13 protein-coding genes and 1 pseudogene are annotated in these 13,776 nt (G+C 70.4%); 8 read left to right on the plus strand and 6 right to left on the minus strand.

All coding sequences use genetic code 11. The annotated features are described in order from the left end of the window. Nucleotides 1-77: 77 nt before the first annotated feature. On the plus strand, nucleotides 78-806 hold the full coding sequence (locus JHD63_RS13300) for an IclR family transcriptional regulator (protein WP_198971215.1): 729 nt from the start codon (nucleotides 78-80) through the stop codon (nucleotides 804-806). A gap of 82 nt (nucleotides 807-888) precedes the next feature. Further along, a complete protein-coding gene (locus tag JHD63_RS13305) occupies nucleotides 889-1,764 on the plus strand; it encodes a gamma-glutamyl-gamma-aminobutyrate hydrolase family protein (protein WP_198971216.1) in 876 nt (291 codons plus the stop codon). Between the two features lie 240 nt (nucleotides 1,765-2,004). On the opposite strand, the gene JHD63_RS13310 is transcribed toward JHD63_RS13305, so the two are convergent. Then, nucleotides 2,005-2,157: a hypothetical protein gene (locus JHD63_RS13310; protein ID WP_198971217.1), complete on the minus strand. Its 153-nt coding sequence runs from the start codon at nucleotides 2,155-2,157 to the stop codon at nucleotides 2,005-2,007. A 2-nt stretch (nucleotides 2,158-2,159) separates the two neighbouring features. Then, nucleotides 2,160-5,123, minus strand: a complete 2,964-nt coding sequence (locus JHD63_RS13315) for a DNA topoisomerase III (RefSeq protein WP_198971218.1) — start codon at nucleotides 5,121-5,123, stop codon at nucleotides 2,160-2,162. 138 nt (nucleotides 5,124-5,261) lie between these two features. Between JHD63_RS13315 and JHD63_RS13320 the strand changes: the two genes are divergently transcribed. From JHD63_RS13320 to JHD63_RS13330, 3 genes are read left to right on the plus strand one after another with little or no spacing between them, the layout of a single operon-like run. After that, nucleotides 5,262-5,744: an SET domain-containing protein gene (locus JHD63_RS13320; RefSeq protein WP_198971219.1), complete on the plus strand. Its 483-nt coding sequence runs from the start codon at nucleotides 5,262-5,264 to the stop codon at nucleotides 5,742-5,744. Continuing rightward, nucleotides 5,744-6,520, plus strand: a complete 777-nt coding sequence (locus tag JHD63_RS13325; RefSeq protein ID WP_198971220.1) for a biotin--[acetyl-CoA-carboxylase] ligase — start codon at nucleotides 5,744-5,746, stop codon at nucleotides 6,518-6,520. The genes JHD63_RS13320 and JHD63_RS13325 overlap by 1 nt, the downstream gene beginning before the upstream one ends. Before the next feature lies 1 nt (nucleotide 6,521). Then, nucleotides 6,522-7,181, plus strand: coding sequence for an SPOR domain-containing protein (locus JHD63_RS13330; protein ID WP_198971221.1), 660 nt, complete (start codon nucleotides 6,522-6,524; stop codon nucleotides 7,179-7,181). Between the two features lie 53 nt (nucleotides 7,182-7,234). Here JHD63_RS13330 and JHD63_RS13335 read toward each other — a convergent pair whose 3' ends face one another. Further along, complete coding sequence (locus JHD63_RS13335) at nucleotides 7,235-8,098, minus strand: LysR family transcriptional regulator (protein ID WP_198971222.1); 864 nt, start codon at nucleotides 8,096-8,098, stop codon at nucleotides 7,235-7,237. Between the two features lie 118 nt (nucleotides 8,099-8,216). Here JHD63_RS13335 and JHD63_RS13340 point away from each other — a divergent pair, with 118 nt between their 5' ends. Together JHD63_RS13340 and JHD63_RS13345 are read left to right on the plus strand one after the other, a co-directional pair. Continuing rightward, entirely contained in the window at nucleotides 8,217-8,660 is a 444-nt protein-coding gene (locus JHD63_RS13340; RefSeq protein WP_198971223.1) for a VOC family protein, read from the plus strand. A gap of 84 nt (nucleotides 8,661-8,744) precedes the next feature. After that, a complete protein-coding gene (locus JHD63_RS13345; protein WP_198971224.1) occupies nucleotides 8,745-9,647 on the plus strand; it encodes an amino acid ABC transporter substrate-binding protein in 903 nt (300 codons plus the stop codon). Between the two features lie 98 nt (nucleotides 9,648-9,745). On the opposite strand, the gene JHD63_RS13350 is transcribed toward JHD63_RS13345, so the two are convergent. After that, nucleotides 9,746-10,672: an N-formylglutamate amidohydrolase gene (locus tag JHD63_RS13350; protein ID WP_198971225.1), complete on the minus strand. Its 927-nt coding sequence runs from the start codon at nucleotides 10,670-10,672 to the stop codon at nucleotides 9,746-9,748. Between the two features lie 2 nt (nucleotides 10,673-10,674). Beyond that, complete coding sequence (locus tag JHD63_RS13355; RefSeq protein ID WP_198971226.1) at nucleotides 10,675-11,637, minus strand: tripartite tricarboxylate transporter substrate binding protein BugE; 963 nt, start codon at nucleotides 11,635-11,637, stop codon at nucleotides 10,675-10,677. A gap of 99 nt (nucleotides 11,638-11,736) precedes the next feature. On the opposite strand from JHD63_RS13355, the gene JHD63_RS13360 reads away from it, so the two are divergent. Beyond that, nucleotides 11,737-12,675, plus strand: coding sequence for a LysR substrate-binding domain-containing protein (locus JHD63_RS13360; RefSeq protein WP_198971228.1), 939 nt, complete (start codon nucleotides 11,737-11,739; stop codon nucleotides 12,673-12,675). Here the strand turns inward: JHD63_RS13360 and JHD63_RS13365 are convergent. Next, a pseudogene (locus JHD63_RS13365) lies at nucleotides 12,650-13,741 on the minus strand (ATP-binding protein); the annotation flags it as partial. The gene JHD63_RS13360 and the pseudogene JHD63_RS13365 overlap by 26 nt on opposite strands. Between the last annotated feature and the right edge of the window lie 35 nt (nucleotides 13,742-13,776).

Genomic DNA, 13,776 nt, shown 5'->3' on the forward strand with positions numbered 1-13,776 from the left:
ATTTGATAGATAGAACGATGTTTTAACTATGCTAAAACCAGGGCGGCAGAATTTCAAACCTTGCACCCGCCACCCCCATGCCCCGCCGCGCTGCCCAACCCGCTCTTGCCGACCAGAACGCCGCCGAAGGCGGCATCGCCACCCTCGACCGCGCGCTGTCGCTGCTCGGTGCCTTCACCACCGCGCAGCACGCGCTGACGCTGGCGGCGCTGGCCGAGCACACCCGCATCTACAAGAGCACCGTGCTGCGCATGCTGGCCTCGCTGGAGCATGCGCACCTGGTGCAGCGCCTGCCCGACGGCCGCTATGCGCTCGGCGCGGAGGTGGAGCGCCTGCACCGCGTGTTCGCGGCCTCGTTCTCGCTCGAGTCGGTGGTCACGCCGGTGCTGCGGGCGCTGGTCGACGAGACGCAGGAGAGCGCGGCCTTCTACGTGCCGCGCGGCGACCGGCGGCTGTGCCTGTACCGGGTGTCGTCGCCGCGCCCGGTGCGCGACAACCTGCAGCCGGGCGACCTGCTGCCGCTGGACCGCGGCGCGGGCGGCCGCATCCTGCAGGCCTATTCCGGCGCGCGCGATGCGCTGTCGGCGAAGATCCGGCGCGAGCAGGTGGTGGTGCTGGTCGGCGACCGCGTGCCCGAGCTGGCCGGGCTGGGCGCGCCGGTGTTCGACGCCGCCGGCGCGCTGGCCGGCGCGCTGACCCTCACCATGCCCACCGAGCGGCTCGACCCCCGGCATGCCGAGCCGCTGCGGCAGGCGGCCCGGCGCATCACGGCGCAGCTCGGCGGCGTCTACCCAGCGGCCGGGTGAGCTGAAATGAACGATAAATGAACGATTACACCCTGCCCCCGCCGCGCCTGACAGGCATGCCTTTGCGCGCCACAATGCCTGCATGCAGCCTTCCTCGCAGCGTTTGAAGATCGGCCTCTCGGCGTGCTTCCAGCATGCCGACCCGGCGCGTTCCCTGTTCACCGGCAAGACCCTGCAGTACGTCGAGCAGTCCATCGCCCACTGGCTGATGTCGGCCGGCGCCATGGTCGTGATGGTGCCCTGCCCCACGGGCGAGACGGCGCGCGGCGACGTCACGCTGGCGCACTACGCCGACTGGCTCGACGGCGTGGTCATGCATGGCGGGGCCGACGTCTGGCCCGGCAGCTACGGCGAAGAGCCCTTGAAAGAAGCCTGGATGGGCGACCGCATCCGCGACCTCTACGACCTGGCCGTGGTCGAGGCCTTCGCCCAGGCCGGCAAGCCGGTGTTCGGCGTCTGCCGCGGCCTGCAACTGATCAACGTGGCCTACGGCGGCACGCTCTACCAGGACATCGAGACCCAGCACGAGGGCGCGCTGCGCCACCGCGACGCCCTCACCTACGACCAGAACTTCCACGAGATCGACCTGGTCGAGGGCTCGCACCTGTCGCGGCTCTACCCCGGCGTGCTGCGCGCGCGGGTCAACAGCATCCACCACCAGGGCATCAAGCAGCTCGCGCCCGACTTCACCGTCGAGGCCTGGAGCTACCCGGACCGCGTGCCCGAGGCCATCCGCCGCATCGGCGGCCCGCAGAAGGGCTACATCGCCGCCACGCAATGGCACCCTGAGTTCCACCGCCGCGGCGCCAACACCATCGACGACACGGCCATCCTGCATGACTTCCTCGATGCCTGCGCCGCCTTCCGCGGCCGCCCGCCGCCACCGGTGCGCAGCCTGCCCGGCAAGATCCGCGACCGCGGCGCGCGGCTGCTGCGGCAGGCGCTGCTGAGGCGCTAGGTTTCCGATCCAGGCAGCGACGGCGCGGCGTCGTCCACCACGCGCGTTAGAACCAGTGCGCCCGCCATGCCGGCGTAGCCGGCCACCCGCTGTGCGCCACTGGCGCGCGAGGAGGGACGCTACGCGCAGCCCACCCAGTGCATCGGAGGCGTGAGCCCCTGCCTGAAGTCAAAATTGCTATATAAATAATAGCTAATAATCCGCGTGGAGTATGGGTTACAGCTATTTCTGGCAGTAAATTTACTTCGACCGGGTCCGGGTGACGGCCGCATCGACGTCGCCGAACACGGTGACGCCGCTCCCGCCGCCGCTGCTGCCTGCGCCGGCGCAGCCCGAAGCCGCGCACAGCGCCAGTGCGGCGAGGAGGGCGAGGAGGGCGCTGGGGGCTTTCATCGTCAGCCCAGGTGCTTGCCGACGATGCCGGCCAGCTCGAACATGGTCACCTGCGGCTTGCCGAACACCGGCAGCAGCTTGGCGTCGGCGTTGATCGCGCGCTTGTTCTGCGCGTCCTGCAGGCCGTTGGCCTTGATGTAGTCCCACAGCTTCTTGATCACCGCCGGGCGCGCCACGGCCTCGGGCCCGATCACGGCGGCCAGCGCGGGGCTGGGCGTGAGGCCGGCGCCGGGCGTGGTCTTGCGCGGCGCCTTGGGGGCGGCGGCCTTCTTGGCGGCGGTCTTGGCGGCCGTTTGGGTGGCGGCTTTCCTTGCCGGCGCCTTGGCGGCCGAGGTCTTGGCCGCGGCCCCGGGGCGCGGCGGGAACTTGCTGGCGCGCGGCTCGAACTCGAAGTTCACCTTGCCGGCGTTCGCGTCCCAGGCCAGGAAGGCCTTGAAGGCGCGGCGCGTCTTGTTGGAGATGAACTTCTCCAGCAGGTCGGTCTTGCCGGTTTCCAGCAGCTTGTGCATCTGCGCGCGCTCCACCGGCTGCTGCAGGATGATCTTGCCGCTCTTGAAGTCGCAGCCCGGCGTGGGCTGCGCGGCCGTGGGCACGGCTTTCTCGCAGACGTAGTTGTTGCCGTGCTCGTACACCGGGGCGCCGCACTTGGGGCAGGCGCCCAGCGATTCCTGGCCGGCGAAGTCGACCAGCTCGCCGGTTTCCTCGGCGTTCCTGTCGTCGCCGAAGTCGAATTCGAGCTTCCAGTTCTTCGCTTCGCCGTCGTACTTGAGCACGATCTCGGAGGTGAAGGGCCAGCCGGCCTTGGAGCGGAAGCCCTCCAGCGGGCCGATGCGGTGCTCGCGCAGCAGGGCTTCGGCCTCGGCGATCTCGAAGGTGCGGCCGGCCGGCGACTTGCCGAAGGAGAAGCCGCAGCCCTCGCCCTGACCCGGCTTGCCGACGCAGGAGTAGCGCCGGTAGTTCTCCTTGACCACGCCGCCGCAGTTGGGGCAGGGCGTGGCCAGCGTGGCGTAGTCGCCGGGCACGGTGTCGCGGTCGTACTCCTTGGCCTTCTTCACCATGCGCTCGGTCATCTCGGCGATCTGGGCCATGAACTGCTCGCGGCTCAACTGGCCCTTCTCCATCTGCGCGAGCTTGTATTCCCACTCGCCGGTGAGTTCGGCCTTGGACAGCTCCTCCACGCCCAGGCCGCGCAGCAGCGTCATGAGCTGGAACGCCTTGGCCGTGGGGATCAGCTCGCGGCCCTCGCGCAGCATGTACTTTTCGGTGAGCAGGCCTTCGATGATGGCCGCGCGCGTGGCCGGCGTGCCCAGGCCCTTCTCCTGCATGGCCGCGCGCAGTTCCTCGTCGTCGATGGTCTTGCCCGCGCCTTCCATGGCGCCGAGCAGCGTGGCTTCGCTGTAGCGCGCCGGCGGCCGGGTCTTCAGGGCCTTGGGGTCGACCTGCACGGCCAGCGGCGTCTCGCCCGCGCGCACCGGCACCAGGCGCTTGTTGTCCTTGGCGTCCTTGTCGCCGCTGGCGGCCTCTTCGTCCTGCGCCTCCTTGCCGTAGATGGCGAGCCAGCCCGGCTTGACCAGCACCTTGCCGTCGCTGCGGAAGGCGTAGTTCCTGCCTTCGTGCGTGACGGTGCTGATGCGGGTGGTGATCTGGTATTCGGCGCTCGGGAAGAACACCGACAGGAAGCGCCGCACCACGAAGTCGTAGAGCTTCTGCTCGGCCTCGGACAGGCCGCTGGGCGCCTGCAGCGTCGGGATGATGGCGAAGTGGTCCGATACCTTGGCGTTGTCGAAGATGCGCTTGCTCGGCTTGACGTAGTGCTGGTCCAGCGCCTGCTGCGCGAACGGCGCCAGGTGCCGCATGCCGCTGCCCGCGAGCATGCCCATGGTCTGCTGCACCACCGGCAGGTAGTCCTCCGGCAGCGCGCGCGAGTCGGTACGCGGGTAGGTCAGGGCCTTGTGGCGCTCGTACAGGCTCTGCGCCAGCGCCAGCGTGGTCTTGGCCGAGAAGCCGAAGCGGCCGTTGGCCTCGCGCTGCAGCGAGGTCAGGTCGAACAGCAGCGGGCTGGCCTGCGTCGTCGGCTTGCTTTCCTCGGTGACGGTGGCCGGCCTGCCGCGCGCGGCCTCGGCGATGGCCTGCGCATCCCGGGCATTCCAGACGCGGTCGGCGCGCTGTTCCGGGTCGGGTTCGCCATTGGGCAGCAGCGGCGCCTGGGCCTTCTTCCAGGCCGGGTCGAAGTACTTGCCCGGGTACGGGCCGGCTTCGGCCTGGAAGCTGGCGTGCACCTCCCAGTAGTCGCGGCTGACGAACCTGCGGATCTGCTCCTCGCGCTCGACCACCACCGACAGCGTGGGCGTCTGCACCCGGCCCACGGTGGTCAGGAAGAAGCCGCCGTCGCGCGAGTTGAAGGCGGTCATGGCGCGCGTGCCGTTGATGCCGACCAGCCAGTCGGCCTCCGAGCGGCTGCGCGCGGCATGGGCCAGGCCCTGCATCTGCTGCTCGCTGCGCAGGTGCTCGAAGCCCTCGCGGATCGCCTGCGGCGTCATCGACTGCAGCCAGAGGCGGCGCACCGGCTTGTTCAGCGGCTTGCCGCCGCCGGCGTACTGCTCGATCAGGCGGAAGATCAGCTCGCCCTCGCGCCCGGCGTCACAGGCGTTGACCAGGGCGGTCACGTCCTTGCGCCGGGCCTGGCGCACCACGGCGTTCAGGCGGGTCTTGGTCTTGTCCACCGGCTTCAGGTCGAAGTAGGGCGGGATCACCGGCAGATGGGCAAAGCTCCACTTGCCGCGCTTCACGTCGAACTCCTCGGGCGCCTGGATTTCCACCAGGTGGCCGACGGCGCTGGTCACCACGTAGCGGTCGTTCTCGAAGTAGTCGTCGTGCTTGTCGAATTTGCCGGCCACGGGCGTCAGCGCGCGCACGATGTCCTGCGCCACCGAGGGTTTTTCCGCGATCACCAGAGTCTTGGTCATGGGCCTATCTCTTGCCTTGTACTGTCATGGGAGTGCGGGCGCCTGCGGCGCCTACATACAATCGTCTTCTCGCGCGCATGCGCTCGTACGTGCCCGCACGCGCATGCGCCCTTTTTCCAAATTAACAGACTTTCGGCCATGCCTCCAACCGCGCCCGCGAATTCCGCCCGACGCATCCAGACCCGCCGCTCTGGCGTGCACGGCAAAGGCGTGTTCGCGCTGAAGGACATCGCCGCGGGCGAGACCATCATCGAGTACGTCGGCGAGGTCATCACCTGGCAGGAGGCGCAGGACCGCCACCCGCACGATCCGAAGGACCCCAACCATACCTTCTACTTCCACGTGGACGCGGACAGGGTCATCGACGCCAAGGTCGGCGGCAACTCCTCGCGCTGGATCAACCACTCCTGCGACCCGAACTGCGAAGCCGACGAGCAGGGCGGCCGCATCTTCATCAAGGCGCTGCGCGACATCGCCGCCGGCGAGGAGCTGAACTACGACTACGGCCTGATCATCGAGGAGCGCTACACCCGCAAGCTCAAGGCCGAATACCCCTGCTGGTGCGGCGCGGACCACTGCCGCGGCACCCTGCTGGCCCCGAAGAGGGGCTTGCGGCGGTGATGCCGGGCCCGCGCTGGCCGGCCGAGGCCATCTGGGAGGCCGTGTCGGCGGTGCTGCCGGACTTCTCGGTCGAGATCGTGCCCGAGATCGACTCCACCAGCAGCGAGCTGATGCGCCGCGCGCGCGCCGGCCGGACCGAGCCGGTGCTGCTGCTGGCAGAGCACCAGACCGCCGGCCGCGGCCGCCTGGGGCGCCACTGGCAGACCGCGCCGGGCGCCGCGCTGACGTTTTCCTTCGGCCTGCCGCTGGCGCCCGAGGAATGGTCCGGCCTGTCGCTGGTCGTCGGCGTGGCCGCGGCCGAGGCGCTGCACCCCGAAGTGGGCCTGAAGTGGCCCAACGACCTCTGGTGGCAGGACCGCAAGCTGGCCGGCATCCTGGTCGAGACCGCCGGCACCGCGCAGGGCCGCGAGCGCTTCGTCGTCGTCGGGCTGGGCCTGAACATCGCCACGCCGCAGCCCACGGACCAAGCCCTGCGCGCGCCGCCGGCCGGCCTGCGCGAGCTGGAGCCGGGCATCGACGCCGCCGCCGCGCTGGGCCGCATCGCCGCGCCGCTGCTGCTGGCGGTGCAGGCCTTCGGCGCGCAGGGCTTTGCCCCGTGGCGCGAGCGCTTTGCCGCGCGCGACGTGCTGCGCGACCGCGCGGTGCGGCTGTCCGACGGCCGGCAGGGCGTGGCCCGCGGCGTGGACGCCCAAGGCGCCCTGCTCGTCGATACCGGGCAGGGCCCGCAAGCGCTGCACAGCGCCGAGATCAGCGTGCGCCCGGCGGGCCTTGCCTAGCATGCTGCGCATCCTTGTCCTGCTGCTGGCGCTGGCCAACGGCCTGTACTTCGCCTGGTCCCAGGGCGCGCTGCAGGCCTATGGTCTGGCGCCGGCGCAGCAGTCGGAGCCGCAGCGCCTGCAGCAGCAGATCCGGCCCGAGTTGCTGCGCGTGGTCACGGCCGAGGAGGCGCGCGCCAGCGCCCAGGCCTCGGCCGCAGCCGCGCCGGCGCGCGAATGCCTGCAGGCCGGCATCTTCACCGAGGCCGAGGCGGCGGCGCTGCGCGAGCGTGCCCAGGCGCTGCTGCCGGAGGGCCGCTGGGCCTTGCAGCCGGCCACCATACCGGCGCGCTGGATCGTCTACATGGGCCGCTTCACCGACGCGGACCAGTTCAACAAGAAGCGCGCCGAGCTGCGCGCGCGCCGCGTCTCGTTCGAGGTGCTGAGCCAGCCGCCGCTGGAGCCGGGCCTGTCGCTCGGCGGCTTCGCCACGCAGGAGGCCGCCGCGGCCGAGCTGGCCGCGCTGTCGCAGCGCGGCGTGCGCACCGCCCGCGTGGTGCAGGAGCGCGCCGCCCAGCAGGGCCAGATCCTGCGCCTGCCGGCGGTGGACGACGCGCTGCGCCCCGCCCTGGCACAGCTCGCACCCGCACTGGCGGAAAAGCCTCTGCGCGCCTGTGACTGAGCTGCACCCCGGCGCTGCCTAGTCAAGCGGCCACGGAGCCGGCCAGGCGGTGGTCATTTCAACCTGCGCAGCGCCTCGCGCAGGCCGCGCACGATGGCCGTCTGGCCATGGCGCAGCCGCTCGACCATGCCGATCTCGCGGCTGAATTCCGCGTCGCCCAGGCCGATGGCGCGCACGCCCGGCGGCAGTGGGAAATAAGGCCGGCTGCGCGGCAGCAGGGCCACGCCCAGGCCGTGGGCGACCAGTTGCACGATGCCGCCCAGCTCGTCCATTTCCACCGCGTCCTGCACGTCGAGGGCCTGGGTGTGCAGGAACTGCGCCACCAGCCGGCCGCCGAAGGAGGCGCGGTCGTAGCGCAGGAAGGGCTGCTCGCGCAGGATGCGCCGCCAGTCGCGGCCCTTGACCTGCGGCGGCACCGCCAGCACGAAGGGTTCGTGCCACAGCGGCTGCCATACCAGCTCGGGCGGCAGCGCAAAGGGCGGGCGGATCATCACCGCGGCGTCGAGCTCGCCCGCGTCCACCATGCCAAGCAGCGCCAGCGACACCCCCGGCACGATGCGCAGGCGCGCCTGCGGGAAGCCGCGCCGCAGCTCCAGCAGCGCATCCGGCAGGCCGGCGGCCTGCACCGAGGCGATGGCGCCCACGCGCAAGGGCACCGAGAATTCCGCGCCGCCGGGCTGCTGGTGCAACTGCTCGAACAGCGCCACCAGTTGCTCCGCGCGCGCCAGCGTCTCGCGCCCCGCGGCATTGAGCGTGGCCGTGCGGCCCGCGCGGTCGAACAGCGCGAAGCCCAGCGACTCCTCCAGCCGCTGGATCTGGGCACTGACCGCCGACTGCGTCAGTCCGATGCGCTCGGCGGTGCGCGAGAAGGTGCCGTGGCGGGCCACGGCGAGGAAGGTGCGCAGTTCCTTCAGCATGCTCGATCCATCGAATTTATTGCTGATCAATACAAAAATATATCGTTTATCAAAATGAGTCGACGTCCCTAGACTTCTGCTGGATCTTCAACCCCACCCGTCACGCAAACCCACGCGCATGTCCGCCATCCTGTCCCCGACCCCTGCCATGCCGCCGTTCCACCTGGCTTTCCCGGTGCACGATCTGGCTGCCGCCCGCGCCTTCTATGGCGAACTGCTGGGCTGTCCCGAAGGCCGCAGTTCGCCCGACTGGATCGACTTCAACTTCTACGGCCACCAGATCGTGGCGCACCTGGCGCCCGACGAGTGCAGCCACAGCCAGCTCAGCGCGGTGGACGGCCACGGCGTGCCGGTGCGCCACTTCGGCGTGGTGCTGTCCATGGCCGCCTGGGAAGACGTCGCCGCCAGGCTCAAGGCCGTGGGCACCGACTTCGTGATCGAGCCCTACATCCGCTTCAAGGGCGAGGTCGGCGAGCAGGCCACCATGTTCTTCCGCGATCCGTCGGGCAATGCGATCGAGATCAAGGCGTTCGCCAACATGGCGTCGCTGTTCGACAAGTAGGGCCCGTTGCCAGGGCTGCAGCCCTCCCATGGACCGCCTGTAGCGCGTGGTTTAGCATCCCCTGCACGTCCCAGGGAGATCTCGATGAAAGCAGCCTTCCTTCGTCGCGCCAGCGGGCTGGCGCTGGCCCTGCTGGCCTCGGCCGGCGCCGTGGCCGGCCAGCTCGACCGCATCCGCGAGAGCCGCCAGATCGTGATCGCGCACCGCGACACCTCGGTGCCGTTCTCCTACGTGGTGGGCGAGGACCAGCGCCCGGTCGGCTATGCGCTGGAGCTGTGCCTGAAGGTGGCCGAGGCGGTGCGCAAGGAGCTGAAGCTGCCCGCGCTGGACGTGCGCTACCTGGCCGTCACCTCGGCCTCGCGCATCCCGGCGGTGGCCGAGGGGCGGGCGGCGATGGAGTGCGGCTCCACCACCAACACCGCGGCGCGGCGCCAGCAGGTGGACTTCACCATCGCGCACTTCATTGCCGCGTCGCGCTTCCTGGTCAAGGCCGAGGCGCCGGTCAACGGCATCGCCGACCTGGCCGGCCGCACCGTGGTGTCCACCTCCGGCACCACCAACGTCGACACCCTGCGCCGACTCGACCGCGAGCAGGGCCTGAAGATGAAGATCGTCGAGGCGCGCGACCATGCCGAGGCCTTTGCCATGGTGGAGAAGGGCAGCGCCGACGCCTTCGCCATGGACGACGTGCTGCTCTACGGCCTGCGCGCCAACGCGGCGCAGCCGGCGGCGTTCAAGATCGTCGGCAAGCCCATGACCATCGAGCCCTACGCCATCATGCTGCCCAAGGGCGATGCGGAGTTCAAGCGCGTGGTCGACCAGGAGATGCGCCGCCTGATCCAGAGCGGCGAGATCTACGAGCTGTACAGCCGCTGGTTCCAGAGGCCGATCCCGCCCAAGGGCATCACGCTGGAGCTGCCGATGCCGTCCATGCTGCGCGACAGCTTGCGCTTCCCGAGCGACAAGGTCGGCGACATCGGTAATTGAGAAATTGCTATCTAAAATATAGCATGAAGCCCTGGTGAGTCCTCCGATTCAGTATGTTTTTTATCTGAAACGAAGGTGCTTTCGGGGCATCGTGCTATCTATTTCGATGGCTCCAGCGCCAGCAGCATCTCCACCATCGAGCGCAGGTCCTGCTGCAGCCGCGCGAAGCCGGCCTCGTTCGGCGCGAGCGTCTGCTCGTCCATGTAGAGCCTGCGGTTGATCTCGACCTGGATGCTGTGGCGCCGCTCGGCCGGCCGGCCGTAGCGGCGCACCAGCTCCACGCCCTTGTAGGGGTGGTTGTAGTCCACGCTGTAGCCCAGTGCGCGCAGGTGCTCGCAGAGCCTGTGCGACAGCGCCGGGTCGGCGGTGCTGCCGTCGCGGTCGCCGATGACGAAGTCGGCGTGCGCCAGGCCCGGAAAGTCGGTGGCGTGGCTGGCGGCCACGGCGGGCATGGAGTGGCAGTTGATGTGGAGGCTGTAGCCGTGCCGCGCATGGGCCGCGTCGATGGCCGCCACCACCGCCGCGTGGTAGGGCTTCCAGCAGCGCTCGATGCGCTGGCGCACCTCGTCCACCCCCAGCAGGCGGTCGTAGATCGGCACGCCGTCGTCGGTGAACTTCCAGATCAGGCCCTTGCCCAGTCGCACCTTGGCCAGCACCTGCGGGTCGCTCGCCACGGGATCGGGCCAGGGGCCGTCCAGCAGCGTGGCGTCCAGCTCCCGCGTGTCGCGGTTGGCGTCCAGGTAGCTGCGCGGGAAGTGCGCCTCGACCCAGGCCACGCCCAGCGCCGGGGCGAAGGCGTAGAGCTTCTCGACGTGCGTGTCCTCGGCCCGGCGCAGCACGGCCAGGTCGCAGGCGGAGCGGAAGTCCGCCGGGTAGAACGTGCCGCTGTGCGGCGAGTCCAGCACCAGCGGCGTGCTGCCGGGCAGGCTGCTGACCATGGCCGGGGCCGCGCCGCCGCTGCCGCCGGGCGCGCCGGGCAGGGCCTGCTGGTAGCGGTGCTGGATCAGTTTCAGGGCTGCATGCATGGTCACTCCAATCGGATCTGGGCGAAGGCGGCGACCTTCTTCATCTTGTCGATCTCGGTCACGATCTGCTGCGAGAACGCGGCCGGCGTGCTGCCGCTGGGGTACAGGCCCTGCGCGGCCAGGCGCTCGCGCACGGCCGGCTCCTTGAGCGCCGCGGCCACGGCCTGCTGCATGCGCTGCACCTCGGCCATGGGCGTGGCGGCCGGCGCCACCAGGCCGAACCAGGACGGATCGTTGTTGGCGGGGTAGCCCAGTTCGGCATAGGTGGGCACCTCGGGCAGCACGTCGAGCCGGCCGCTCCAGGACACCGCCAGCGCCTTGAGCCTGCCCGACTTGACGTAGGGCAGCGAGGAGGCGACCTGGTCGAAGTACACCGGCACCTGGCCCGCCAGCACGTCGTTGAGGGCCGGGCCGGCGCCGCGGTAGGGAATGTGCACCATGCGCGTGCCGGTGCTGCTCTTGAACAGCTCGCCCCACATGTGGCCGATGGTGCCGTTGCCCGGCGACGCATAGGACACCTTGCCCGGGTTCGCCTTGAGGTAATGGACCAGCTCGGCGAAGTCCTTGACCGGCAGTTCCCTGGGGTTGATCACGATCACGCCCGGCGCTTTCACCAGTTCGGTCACGCCGACGAAATCCTTTACCGGGTTGTAGGGCAGCCTGGCGAACACGGCCGGGTTCACGCCATGGGTGGACAGCGTGGCCACGCCGAAGCTGAGGCCGTCCGGCGCCGAGCGCGCCACCTCGGCCATGCCGATGGAGCCGCCGGCGCCGGCGCGGTTGTCGATCACCACCGGCTGCTGCAGCAGGCGCGCCAGCGGCTCCTGCAGGCTGCGGGCGGTGATGTCGGTGGCGCCCCCGGGCGGGAAGGGCACGACCAGGCGCAGCGGCTTGCCCTGCGCCCAGGACATTCCAGGAGCGACAGAAGCAGCGGCCAGGGCGGCCAGTAGGGTACGGCGTTGCATGAGGTTCATCCTTTGAGGTTAGCGGTGTTTGCGCTCGGAGAAAAGCAATTGCTGTACCTGATAACATTCCAATTGGGAATGTTTTGAGGGGATTTAGCCATGTCCGTCCGCCGCCTGAACCCGCCCTTGCACCTGCTGCGCGCCTTCTCCACCGTGGTGCGCTTCGGCGGCGTTTCGCGCGCGGCCGAGGCGCTGCACCTGACGCAAAGCGCGGTCAGCAAGCAGGTGCAGGAACTCGAGCGCTGGATCGGCGTGGCCCTGTTCGAGCGCAGCCGCAAGCGCCTGGCGCTGACGCCCGCGGGCGAGCGCTACGAGAAGACCGTGCGCGCGCTGCTGGGGCAGCTGGAGGCGGCCACGCTGGAGCTGATCACCAGCGGCGACGGCGGCGGCGCGCTGCACCTGTCCGCCCTGCCCACCTTCGGCGCCAAGTGGCTGATCCCGCGCCTGCCGGACTTCCAGCGGCGCCACCCGCAGACCACGCTGCATTTCGTGCCCTACGTGCACGGCTACGACTTCCAGCGGCCGGAGCTGGACTGCTCCATCCTGTTCGGGGACGGCCACTGGCCCGGCGCGCGCTCGCACTACCTGGCCGGCCGCGACGTGGCGCTGATCGCGCCGCGCCAGGGCCTGGCCGAGCCGCCGATCCGCACCCCGCGCGACTTGGCGCGCTGCACACTGCTGCGCCACGTGACCGTGCCCGAGGCCTGGCTGCGCTGGAGCCAGGCGCATGGCGTGCAGGGCCTGGACCCGCTCGCCGGCCCGCAGTTCGACCAGTTCCAGACCATGATCCGCGCGGTCATGGTCGGCATGGGCGTGGCGCTGGTGCCGCGCTGCCTGGTGCAGGACGAGATCGGCGCCGGCGTGGTCACGGAGCCGCTCTGCGGCGGCGGCTACCGCAGCGAACTGGGCTACTGGCTCTGCTACCCCGAGGCGCGCGCCCAACTGGCCACGCTGGGCCAGTTCCGCGAATGGCTGCTGCCCCAGGCCGAGCCGGAGCCGGCGGCTGCCCCGGCTACCCCGGCTGCGGCGTCTGCGTGAAGCGCACCGTGAAGCGCGCGCCCGGCGGCTGGCGGCCGGGCTGGGCGTCTTCCAGCTCGACCTGCGCGCCGTGCAGCCGCGCGATCTCGCGCACGATCGGCAGGCCCAGGCCCGAGCCGTCCACGCCGGTGCCCAGCGCGCGGTAGAAGGGCTGGAACACGCGCTCGCGCTCGGCCTCGGGGATGCCGGGGCCCGAATCCTCCACCTGCACCAGCGCCACGCCGCCGAAGGCGTCGGCCAGCACGCGCGCGGTGATCACGCCCGGCTGCGCGGCGGTGGAGGGCGTGTAGGCGATGGCGTTGTCCACCAGGTTGCGGATCATCTCCTTGAGCAGGGTCGGATGGCCCTGCAGCGCCACGCGCGTGGCGCCGGGCGCCAGGCCGTCGTAGCCCAGGTCGATGCGCTTTTCCAGCGCGCGCGGCACCGCCTCGCGCACCACTTCCATGGTGAGGCGCGCCAGGTCGCAGGGCTGGCCGGCGGTGAAGGCGGTGCCGCTGCTCTCGGCGCGCGCCAGCGCCAAAAGCTGGTTGACGGTGTGCGTGGCGCGGATGCTGGCGCGGCCGATCTGCTGCAGCGAGAGCTTCAATTCCTCGGTGCTCGTGCCCTCGCGCTGCGCCAGGTCGGCCTGCATGCGCAGGCCCGCCAGCGGCGTCTTCAGCTGGTGCGCCGCGTCGGCCAGGAAGCGCTTCTGCGTCGCCACCGACTCCTGCAGCCGCAGCAGCAGGTCGTTGACCGAGGACACCAGCGGCGCCACCTCCAGCGGCACGGTCTTGTCGTCCAGCGGGCTCAGGTCGTCGGGCGGGCGCGCGCGGATGCGCTCCTCCAGCTCCGACAGCGGCTTGATGCCGCGCGCCAGCGCCAGCCACACCAGCAGCACCGCCAGCGGCAGGATGGCGAACTGCGGCAGCATCACGCCCTTGATGATTTCGGTGGCCAGCACCGAGCGCTTCTCGCGCGTCTCGGCCACCTGCACCAGCACCTCGGCCGCGGGCTGCGTGGGCGTCGCGGGCGTGAAGCGCACCCAGGTGGCGGCCACGCGCACGCTCAGGCCGCGCAGCTCGTCGTCTGTCTCTTATACACATCTCCGAGCCCGGGAGAGGG

Origin of the sequence: Xylophilus sp. ASV27, from assembly GCF_016428875.1 — a bacterium.
GTDB lineage: Bacteria > Pseudomonadota > Gammaproteobacteria > Burkholderiales > Burkholderiaceae_C > Xylophilus.

Coding starts and splice junctions, on each gene's coding strand:
- JHD63_RS13320 (WP_198971219.1), top strand. CDS start 5,262: ATGCCTCCAACCGCGCCCGCGAATTCCGCCCGACGCATCCAGACCCGC.
- JHD63_RS13310 (WP_198971217.1), bottom strand. CDS start 2,157: ATGAAAGCCCCCAGCGCCCTCCTCGCCCTCCTCGCCGCACTGGCGCTG.
- JHD63_RS13340 (WP_198971223.1), top strand. CDS start 8,217: ATGTCCGCCATCCTGTCCCCGACCCCTGCCATGCCGCCGTTCCACCTG.
- JHD63_RS13315 (WP_198971218.1), bottom strand. CDS start 5,123: ATGACCAAGACTCTGGTGATCGCGGAAAAACCCTCGGTGGCGCAGGAC.
- JHD63_RS13325 (WP_198971220.1), top strand. CDS start 5,744: ATGCCGGGCCCGCGCTGGCCGGCCGAGGCCATCTGGGAGGCCGTGTCG.
- JHD63_RS13300 (WP_198971215.1), top strand. CDS start 78: ATGCCCCGCCGCGCTGCCCAACCCGCTCTTGCCGACCAGAACGCCGCC.
- JHD63_RS13360 (WP_198971228.1), top strand. CDS start 11,737: ATGTCCGTCCGCCGCCTGAACCCGCCCTTGCACCTGCTGCGCGCCTTC.
- JHD63_RS13335 (WP_198971222.1), bottom strand. CDS start 8,098: ATGCTGAAGGAACTGCGCACCTTCCTCGCCGTGGCCCGCCACGGCACC.
- JHD63_RS13305 (WP_198971216.1), top strand. CDS start 889: ATGCAGCCTTCCTCGCAGCGTTTGAAGATCGGCCTCTCGGCGTGCTTC.
- JHD63_RS13330 (WP_198971221.1), top strand. CDS start 6,522: ATGCTGCGCATCCTTGTCCTGCTGCTGGCGCTGGCCAACGGCCTGTAC.
- JHD63_RS13345 (WP_198971224.1), top strand. CDS start 8,745: ATGAAAGCAGCCTTCCTTCGTCGCGCCAGCGGGCTGGCGCTGGCCCTG.
- JHD63_RS13350 (WP_198971225.1), bottom strand. CDS start 10,672: ATGCATGCAGCCCTGAAACTGATCCAGCACCGCTACCAGCAGGCCCTG.
- JHD63_RS13355 (WP_198971226.1), bottom strand. CDS start 11,637: ATGCAACGCCGTACCCTACTGGCCGCCCTGGCCGCTGCTTCTGTCGCT.